The sequence below is a fragment of the Syntrophomonas sp. genome, assembly GCF_028707975.1.
GTDB lineage: Bacteria > Bacillota > Syntrophomonadia > Syntrophomonadales > Syntrophomonadaceae > Syntrophomonas.
Map to the genome: position 1 here is coordinate 1 of NZ_JAQVZX010000087.1, position 7,396 is coordinate 7,396.

Sequence of the window (7,396 nt, forward strand, 5' to 3'; positions counted from 1 at the left end):
CCACCCAAGCCCCTCAAGAATGGTATAAGGGGGCGGATAGAGGCGAGGAAGCATATCTGATCAATGTATGAATTTAATTAGCAAACACAGGTTCCCGGGCGTATGGATAGCTGGGGAACCTTTTTTATGCACGGTATAGTAATGGGTGTTACTATTGAGGTTTTTGCACCCTTCACCCTGTCGGGTGCGCTTGATGCTCCCTGCGGTCGCTATTTAAGGTTGCGGGTACTCCTGGTGTTCCATCGAAATGCACTTCTTCAATATTTTTTCCAATCTTCCTGGCATCCTTTTCTTCATAAGTGTGACTGGTTAAATTCCTGTCCACCAGCATATCCATCCAGCCTTCACCCTCTTGAATCAAGTCAGCGGCGAATGCTTCCCGAAAACAGTCTCGAGGCGTTCTGGCCTCAATCCCCTTATACTCAAGCCATGCTTTAATTAGTTTCCATGCAAGTTCATATGTAAACTCAAACCGTTGAATAAGTGCGTCCAGTCTGTAGTCATTGACTTCTGGTTCATCAATAATTCGTTGCAGCTTATCAAGCGCTTTTTTGTAATTTATGATTCTTTCCTGAATCCTTTGCTTTTTGGCTTATTATCGGTAACATCTGCGGCATCCTGAACTATAGCCTCTACCTCAACTCCGAACATGCCGGCTATATCGGCATCCTCCAGAATTCGACGGCTTTTCGCCCCGGATTTGCTGAGCATAGTTTGGGTTTTGCTTTGTCTACTGATTTAATATGCGGATTCAGGTGATGATAACTCGAAATGTGATGTTTTTAATTTGAGAATTCTGGCTGGATTAATTTGAGAATTAACAATAAGCCTCTAAAACACGTTTTATATTGTTTAAGGGTCCTCCCCTATTCCCCTACCCTTTTTAGAGGCTCATATAGAAAAGCGGATCCGTTTGTTCAATTTTTTAGTTTTGTTGTGTTACAAGAAGACCGTCAGACTGTGTAACATTGGACGCTTGATTCTTTTGCCCAAATCATCTAACATTGCTTATTGGTTATAATCCTTATTATATGAAGCAAATCTTGTACTATTGAACGGAAGTGATTTTCATTAAAAACAAAATGCTTAAACCGACCATTATCTCTATTTCAATGGCAACGGTTATGGCTGGTGCTGCTATTTCACCTGCTCTAGGGGTAATTGCTAAAGCTTTTCCCGAAGCAAGTTCGACGATGATTAAACTGATTTTAACGGCACCCGCACTCACGATTATTCCTTTTACATTTTTAACAAGCTATTTAACAACTAAATTCTCTAAACGTACAATTGTCTTATTTGGATTACTCATTTACCTAATCGGCGGTATTGGGCCGCAATTTATGCCCACAATCGAATTGCTTGTCTTATTTCGTTTAGTTTTAGGAGCTGGTGTTGGCATCCTGATGCCTTTATCAGAATCCCTCATTTATGATTATTTCACAGGGATAGAACGAACTAAGATGATGGGATACAATGCTGGTTTTAGTAACTTCGGGGGTATTGTTACAATGTTATTAGCCGGAGGGCTCGCAACGTTTGGATGGCAACTCCCCTTTAACGTCTATCTGCTGGGGCTTGTTATCTTTGTGTTAGTGTTCTTCTATTTACCTAAGGGGGGAATTCAGCAACCTCCACAGAATGAAAAGAAACTAAAAATTCCATTGGCTGTTTATGGGTATTCGCTTGCAATGGGTGTCATCATGTTAGCTTATTATGCGGTAGCAACCAACATTGCTCTCTATTTAGAGCAAACGAATTTAGGAGGACCTGCACTTGCTGGTGTGGTTGTTTCTTTTGTTACGATCGGTGGGATGGTTACGAGTTTATTGCTCGTTCAAATCGAATCCATATTGACGCAGTTTTTGATCCCTGTGATGCTTCTTGCCATGGGGATATCCTTTTCGGTTATGTCATTCACAAACAGTGTGCTACTACTCATGATTAGCGTGTGCTTTATCGGTTTTGCCCAAGGAGCGTTATTCCCTGTTCTCACCATGAAGACTTTAAACACGGTCAAATTACACCAGACTGACAAAGCAATCGCAGTTTCAACCGCTTTTATATTTTCAGGGCAGTTTTTATCACCACTTGTATTAGACAGCATTTGTAAGTTAGCGAATCAAACGGCTATCCGATTCCAATTTGGTGTTCTCTCAGTTGGTGTCTTAATTTCTGCGGTGATCGTCTTCTTTTTCGTAAAGGACCGACCAAGCACACTGCTCCATGAGCAAACAGAGAAGAAAAGTGATTAGTTTTATTATTTCTGTTTGAACACCTGGTGAGAGACTGATAGCCCATCATGGAACATCCGTGTAGTTTGATGTTTAATGATGGGCCATTGTTTACCACTGTTAGAGTGACACACTTTATTTCAGACATTAAGTGCCTACCCACCCAGTTTGTGTCAGGCAATATCCACTCTATATCATCTTAGAAAGCTAAAGCTCTCGTCTTTCGTCAGATCTACCACTCCGGTCTTTTCTGCATTCACTTCTACCTCTAGCTTCGCCAATTCCTCCATTAGCCTCTTATATACCTGTCCCAGTAGTTTTTCCTGCCGCGGATGTCCAGACACCAATACTACCAGATCATCTGCGAATCTCGCATATTCCAAGTTGGTGTACGGGCCATTTCTGGTTACTTCCTTGGCTTTCTCCAGCATTTTATCCACTTCATTCAGGTATAGATTGGCTAATAATGGAGAACAAACTGAGCCGTATGCAAAGCAGATGATTATGCAAAGTAAACTTCACTAACCCCTTAAAAACTGTAAAAGTTGCTCCATCTACTTTGCATAATATTTATGGATTAAAACTCCGACAACCAGGAAAGTAGATCCTGATTATCGTTCCAATCGGGCAGGTTAGAATCAACCAAATCAGGATAAGCGTTTTCCAAAGCAATTCTTTTTAGTTCAGTATCAGCTCTGGCATAGACCTCGGTAGTCTTAACATCCGCATGACCTATGAAATCACGGATGTAAATTAGATTTACGCCTGCCTGTAGCAGATGCGGTCCAGATGAGTAAAGATTTTACTTTCTGCATACTGACCTGATTTTACATAGGAATCATAATAGCCCAGCGATTCCAGCAGGTAAAACAACATAGCAAATGTATGCTGGACTACGCTGCGGGTAGAGTAACCTGCCACATTACGAACTGTTATGTTTCGAGTTTGGGTATACTGCAGGTCAATATTGTTGGTACCGGTAGCAGATACGCAAATTAATTTTACCAGCGGGGCATGTTGCAGGTTGGAACCGTTCAGAACCACCTTATTGGTAATAACAATATCGCAATCCCGGATTCGCTCCACCACATTTTCAGGACTGGTAGTATCGTAAACTACAACCTCCCCAAACTCATCAAAAACCGTAAAATCAGCATCTTCCCCCAGAGTTTTGGCATCTAGAATACATGTTTTAGCCATAGTTAATCCCTTCTTTAGTTAGTCTTTTAAATTAACAATAATTTTATCAGGAATACAAGAGAAAGGGTAGTATACGAGGTACGAATGTGGACCTTGATGGTGTAAGTGCTCGGCTAAAGTGACGTAAAGAGCATGTCCAATAATTTTAATGACTAGATAAATGAAGAAGTGCCAACCAGCCAGAAGTATAAAAATTCCCGAGGTAATTAACGTACCCTTATAAGCAGTGCCCGGTTGGTAACGAAATGCAATTATCATTACGATGGTAAATACTAATATGCAAACTGTTTTAAATAGTAACGCCCATTCCGGACCAACTACCAGCAGATATTTCATAATCGGATTAGCCTCGATATCCGTCCCGAAGAGATGATAAAGTCTGATGGTTGAAATAATATCAAAATAATTTAGTATAAATATCAGCAATAATAATACATAGAACCTGCGATTACTAACAAACACAGAAATTCACCTCTAATAGTAACTTACCAAGGAAACCCCAATCCCCGGTGTTTATCTATCAGAAGTTTCTGTATTCAAGCCTAATAATATTCTGCAGGTCAAATTAAACCATGACCACCCAAATTACCTGGTTAATCTTGCTTATATCAATTGCTGTCAGATTTTCGCTATAATAGATTAAGCAAAAGGAGGCAGAATCGGTGGTACTTTCATTAATAGGATTAGTGCTTGTAGTTATAGTGTTGATATTAGCAGCTACTGCAATATCCGCAACCAGAGGAAATTCTAAAGAGGGAGGGAACATTATGATGAAAAACGTTTATATTTATGTGGTGCTATTTGCCACCTTGATGATGATAATCGGCGGAAGTGTGGCCGCATTCATGGCCGTTGCCGATATTGTTACTCCTGCTCCTTATCATCAGTCATTTGAAGAATATAGACAATGGGGTTTTGAAAAGTCAGAAAAACCTGTTTCCAAAGCTAACCTTAGCGAAACTGAGCTTAAAGCAAGATATGACGCTCTGGTTGTAGCTGAAAAAGACCGTCAAGTTAACCGAGCTAAAAATAGCCTGGTAAAAAGCATGGGCTGGATTGTTATTCCACTACCGGTATTTATAATCTTTCAAAGACGGCTGAAGGCCCAGGAGTAGATTTATATATAACGGGCGACTTCCTATTCCCTGGCTTTTGAAAAACAAATGCAGGTAAAATCTGGTAGAATCTTCAACTAGTCAAGCGGGGATTTGCTAAGTTAAGGTAAAAGAAAAGGAGGTATGCGCATGAAAAAAATTTTAGTACCTGTTTTAGCTGTTTTCCTGCTCCTGGTACCCATACATAGTCTCAATGCAGGGACAAACCAGGCATGTCAATCCCAGGTTACCCGACTAGTATTTAAGAGCGACCCATGTCGTTTCATCAGTACCAGTATCAAGAATTGTTCTCCGATTATAGGGATACAAAGATGGACCGCTACCCAGCTAAAGACGGTAAAGGTTCATATCTACAACAACCGGGAGGGGACATGGACACAGGGTCCTGCAAAAACTATAACGGTACCTATTCGAAAAACACCCCAACTAAGTCTAGTACCCACACCAAAGCCAGTACCCGTACCTGCACCAACACCTCAACCGGAGCCAAAACCTGAGCCAACTCCAACCCCGGCACCGTCTCAGGAAACAGCGGATTTTTCTGCTATGCAAAAAGAAATGCTGGGCTACATAAATGCTGAAAGGGCGGCTGTTAATTTGGCACCGTTAACTCTGGACCAGAAACTATGCCAGGGAGCCTATCTCAAGTCACGTGATATGGCAGTTAACGGATATTTTAGCCACACTTCGCCAACCTATGGCAGTCCTTTTGAGATGATGAAAAGTCAGGGGATTACCTATAGGACAGCAGGGGAGAACATAGCCAAAAATACTAGTTTGAAAGGTGCCCACACTGCATTTATGAATTCACCTGGCCATAAAGCCAATATTCTTAATCCGGGATTTGGAAAAATAGGATTAGGGTTTTACCAGGAAGGACAGTATCTGTACGTTACCCAGTGGTTTACAAACTAGTTTTAAAAGCATAATTCAGTTAAACACCAAAGGGGTAGTTTTTATAATAAACTGCCCCTTTGTACTCCTATATCTGTCTTAACTGCTATAATTGGTTAAAAGATGTGAGAAAAGGTTAAACAAATGACCTACAAAACTATAAATGATACCACCATCGCCGAAATAATTATAAAAAAATCCAGGTTTATTTGTATTCTAATGCCTCTAAATCAAATGCAAGATATAGATACCGGACGTGATGAGGTTAGACAAAAATATCCCGGGGCCAATCATTATTGTTTTGCTTATAGATTAAGGCAGGATGGCAGTATATTAGAACGCTGCAGCGATGACGGCGAACCTGGCGGAACTGCAGGTTGGCCTATGCTTAATGTACTGGCACAGAACGATTTAGAAAACATTATGGCTATTGTAGTCCGTTATTTTGGAGGAACCCTGTTGGGAACCGGGGGCCTGGTCAAGGCATATACCCAATCTGTTCAATCAGCCTTGAATAAGGCGCGGATTATTAGTATGGAATATTCACAAAAGATTATTCTCACCCTTGACTATAGCTATTATGGCATTTTGGAGAACTACCTTAGTAATATTATTAATAAGGTAGCAGATATTCAATATGCCGAGCAGGTCAGATTGGAGGTTTGGGTAGCAGTTGATAAGCTGGGTACATTTGTAGCTAAAGTTGAAGATCTTAGCTCAGGAACAGCAAAGGTAGAGATGGGGGAACAAGGTTTTGTTCCTAATAATTTGAGAGGTTAAAACACCTTTACTCAAGGCTAAAAGGAGAATAAATAAACATGAACGTAGATGAACGCCTGGCTAAAGCTGTACAGACGGTGAAAGAGTATAAAAAATTACAGGGCCGTTTAACAACAACCCGCGAAATGCTTAGCAGGGAACGGAACCGCTATAATGAATTAAAAAAACAATTGGCTCTAGAGGGTCGCGATGTGGAGAGGCTAGATGGCATTACTCTGCAAAATCTATGGTACACCCTGATGGGGACTAAAGAGCTGGCAAAACGCAAGGAGCAGGAAGAATATCTGGCAGCCAAAATGAAGTTTGATGCAGCCGCCGCCTCCCTACAAATGCTGGAGTCAGATTTAGATAGATTAGAACAGCAACTAGCTGCCATGGGTGATCCGGAACTAGAATACCAGCAAGCGGTACAGGCCAAGGAAAATATTTTGCTAAGTTCCGGTACCCCCAATGCTAAACATTTATTTGAATTGGTAGAACAGTTAGGATACTTAAAAGCACAAGATAAAGAATTAAAAGAGGCAATCGAAGCAGGTGAAAAAGCCAAAGAAGCCCTTTCCCGGGTAGAAAACAACCTCGGTAGCGCCCAGGGGTGGGGTATCGTTGACATTCTGGGAGGCGGACTGATAACTACGGCTATCAAACATTCTCACATCGGTGATGCCAGGAATAACATCGACCGGGCGCAACAACTTCTGCGAAAATTCCAACGGGAACTGGCTGATATTACAGTAACTGACACTATCGAAATAGGTAAAATAAGTACTCTTGCTGATTTTCTCCTGGACGGAGCATTGTTTGATATAATCGTACAGTCGCAAATTAACTCTGCTCAAAATCAAACCCGCCAACTTAAACATAAAGTACAGGGCCTTATTCAAGACTTGCAAAAAATGCAAGGGCAAAACCAGCAAGAGACCTTAGGACTTGAGCAGGAGAGAAAAGATATAGTAGAGAATGCAAAATATTGACGGAAGCATCCTGTAGGCAATTGAATATTTTTGTTCTATCGAAGCCACGCTGAGTTGGGTATAGTATTAGTGAGCTAAAAATCTGTCCAGCAAAATATCCTCAACATTTCGTCTGCTGTCAATCACGGCCAATACCCATACTTTATTATCTTCAGTCCTATAAATGATTCGCCACGGCTGGTAAATTAACTCCCTGTAGATTAAA

The 7,396-nt window shown here is 41.1% G+C and carries 10 protein-coding genes; 5 read left to right on the plus strand and 5 right to left on the minus strand.

Annotated features, from left to right (window positions below):
- Positions 1 to 172: 172 nt before the first annotated feature.
- The gene (locus PHP87_RS09645; protein WP_366942928.1) at positions 173 to 577 is read right to left on the minus strand and encodes a nucleotidyltransferase substrate binding protein; all 405 of its coding nucleotides are present in this window, start codon (positions 575 to 577) and stop codon (positions 173 to 175) included.
- The gene (locus PHP87_RS09650; protein WP_299920718.1) at positions 559 to 711 is read right to left on the minus strand and encodes a hypothetical protein; all 153 of its coding nucleotides are present in this window, start codon (positions 709 to 711) and stop codon (positions 559 to 561) included. Before PHP87_RS09650 ends, PHP87_RS09645 begins: the two co-directional genes overlap by 19 nt.
- Positions 712 to 1,061: 350 nt before the next feature.
- On the opposite strand from PHP87_RS09650, the gene PHP87_RS09655 reads away from it, so the two are divergent.
- The gene (locus tag PHP87_RS09655) at positions 1,062 to 2,252 is read left to right on the plus strand and encodes an MFS transporter (RefSeq protein WP_299920721.1); all 1,191 of its coding nucleotides are present in this window, start codon (positions 1,062 to 1,064) and stop codon (positions 2,250 to 2,252) included.
- Positions 2,253 to 2,425: 173 nt separating this feature from the next.
- Here the strand turns inward: PHP87_RS09655 and PHP87_RS09660 are convergent, their stop codons facing one another.
- The 3 genes from PHP87_RS09660 to PHP87_RS11960 all read right to left on the minus strand — a co-directional run bounded on the left by PHP87_RS09660 (position 2,426) and on the right by PHP87_RS11960 (position 3,893).
- Positions 2,426 to 2,737: a reverse transcriptase domain-containing protein gene (locus PHP87_RS09660; RefSeq protein ID WP_366942929.1), complete on the minus strand. Its 312-nt coding sequence runs from the start codon at positions 2,735 to 2,737 to the stop codon at positions 2,426 to 2,428.
- Positions 2,738 to 2,990: 253 nt separating this feature from the next.
- The gene (locus PHP87_RS09670) at positions 2,991 to 3,431 is read right to left on the minus strand and encodes a hypothetical protein (protein ID WP_299920724.1); all 441 of its coding nucleotides are present in this window, start codon (positions 3,429 to 3,431) and stop codon (positions 2,991 to 2,993) included.
- An 18-nt stretch (positions 3,432 to 3,449) separates the two neighbouring features.
- Positions 3,450 to 3,893 carry a DUF5658 family protein gene (locus tag PHP87_RS11960; RefSeq protein ID WP_366942927.1) on the minus strand — a complete coding sequence of 148 codons (444 nt, stop codon included), beginning with the start codon at positions 3,891 to 3,893 and terminating at the stop codon, positions 3,450 to 3,452.
- 200 nt (positions 3,894 to 4,093) lie between these two features.
- Here PHP87_RS11960 and PHP87_RS09675 point away from each other — a divergent pair, with 200 nt between their 5' ends.
- From PHP87_RS09675 to PHP87_RS09690, 4 genes are all read left to right on the plus strand, one after another.
- On the plus strand, positions 4,094 to 4,546 hold the full coding sequence (locus tag PHP87_RS09675; protein ID WP_299920727.1) for a hypothetical protein: 453 nt from the start codon (positions 4,094 to 4,096) through the stop codon (positions 4,544 to 4,546).
- A gap of 129 nt (positions 4,547 to 4,675) precedes the next feature.
- Positions 4,676 to 5,461: a CAP domain-containing protein gene (locus PHP87_RS09680; protein WP_299920730.1), complete on the plus strand. Its 786-nt coding sequence runs from the start codon at positions 4,676 to 4,678 to the stop codon at positions 5,459 to 5,461.
- 123 nt (positions 5,462 to 5,584) lie between these two features.
- Positions 5,585 to 6,220, plus strand: a complete 636-nt coding sequence (locus tag PHP87_RS09685; RefSeq protein WP_299920733.1) for a YigZ family protein — start codon at positions 5,585 to 5,587, stop codon at positions 6,218 to 6,220.
- Positions 6,221 to 6,258: 38 nt separating this feature from the next.
- Entirely contained in the window at positions 6,259 to 7,191 is a 933-nt protein-coding gene (locus tag PHP87_RS09690; protein ID WP_299920736.1) for a hypothetical protein, read from the plus strand.
- The last annotated feature ends 205 nt before the right edge of the window (positions 7,192 to 7,396 follow it).

Bases quoted from the DNA above. Each gene is read 5' to 3' on its own strand.
- PHP87_RS09670 (WP_299920724.1), bottom strand. From the start codon at position 3,431: ATGGCTAAAACATGTATTCTAGATGCCAAAACTCTGGGGGAAGATGCT.
- PHP87_RS09685 (WP_299920733.1), top strand. From the start codon at position 5,585: ATGACCTACAAAACTATAAATGATACCACCATCGCCGAAATAATTATA.
- PHP87_RS09650 (WP_299920718.1), bottom strand. From the start codon at position 711: ATGCTCAGCAAATCCGGGGCGAAAAGCCGTCGAATTCTGGAGGATGCC.
- PHP87_RS09680 (WP_299920730.1), top strand. From the start codon at position 4,676: ATGAAAAAAATTTTAGTACCTGTTTTAGCTGTTTTCCTGCTCCTGGTA.
- PHP87_RS09690 (WP_299920736.1), top strand. From the start codon at position 6,259: ATGAACGTAGATGAACGCCTGGCTAAAGCTGTACAGACGGTGAAAGAG.